Annotated in this window: 3 pseudogenes; all 3 read left to right on the top strand. The window is 67.5% G+C overall.

The features are described from left to right. Positions 1-100, top strand: a pseudogene (locus ACFPOB_RS31135) (Mu transposase domain-containing protein); the annotation flags it as partial. Then, a pseudogene (locus ACFPOB_RS30290) lies at positions 98-538 on the top strand (tyrosine-type recombinase/integrase); the annotation flags it as partial. The pseudogenes ACFPOB_RS31135 and ACFPOB_RS30290, both read left to right, overlap by 3 nt. 16 nt (positions 539-554) lie before the next feature. After that, positions 555-911 (top strand): annotated as a pseudogene (locus ACFPOB_RS30285) (IS91 family transposase); the annotation flags it as partial. Between the last annotated feature and the right edge of the window lie 99 nt (positions 912-1,010).

The following is a 1,010-nucleotide window of genomic DNA, read 5'->3' as shown; positions in this document are numbered from 1 at the left end:
GACGGCGCTGGTCCGCTATCGGTCGAACGACTACTCGGTGCCGACGGCCTATGGCTTCCAGGACGTGGTGGCGAAGGGCTTCGTCGAGGAGGTCGTGATCGCCAACCTCAAGGTCGCCGACATCGACAGCGCGCGCATGCTAATCCGGGTCGAGCAGGGCAAGGGCCGCAAGGACCGCTATGTCATGCTGGCGCCCGACCTCCTCGACCTCCTGCGGCAATGGTGGCAGGTAAAGCGCCCGCGTGGCTGGCTCTTCCCCGGCCAGCAGCCGGGCCAGCCGATCACGACGCGCCAGCTCAACCGGGCCTGCCATGCTGCGGCCGAGGCCGCCAAGCTCGACAAGCGGGTGTCGATGCACACGCTGCGGCACAGCTTCGCCACGCATCTGCTGGAGCGGAAGACCGATATCCGGGTGATCCAGGTCCTGCTCGGCCACAGGAAGCTCGACACCACCGCCGTCTACACCCGCGTCGCGCTCAAGACCCTGCGCGAGGTGACGAGCCCGCTCGCGCTGCTGGCGCCACCTCCACCGCCATAGCGGTCCTGCGCCGATCATGGCGCGGCCTGCTCTGGAGGTCGCGGACATCCTGAACCGGCATGGCGAGGCCTATCTCGCGCGCCATCGGCTCAGCCGCGGCCAGCTCAAGGTGATGGGAGCGATCCGGGCCTGCCGGACGGCTGCGCTCGGCGGCCATGTCATGCGCTGCAGCGACTGCGATCACCCGACGATCGCCTACAACTCCTGCCGCAACCGGCACTGCCCGCGCTGCCAGGGCGCAGCGGCGAAGGACTGGCTCGCGCAGCACCAGGCCGATCTCCTGCCCGTGCCCTACTATCATCTCGTCTTCACCCTGCCGGCGCCGATCGCAGCGGTCGCCTACCAGAACAAGGCCGAGGTCTACGGCCTGTTGTGCGGATTCCGATTCCGACCGGCCATCATTCCGATAATTGACCGGCCGGGATTCCGATAATTCTCCGGCCACCATTCCGATTAATGACCGGCCACCAGC

Origin of the sequence: Allobosea eneae (genome assembly GCF_042657265.1) — a bacterium.
In the GTDB taxonomy this organism is placed as follows: domain Bacteria; phylum Pseudomonadota; class Alphaproteobacteria; order Rhizobiales; family Beijerinckiaceae; genus Allobosea; species Allobosea eneae.
Note: the sequence above shows the minus strand (reverse complement) of the source record. Positions and strands in the feature narration are given on the sequence as shown.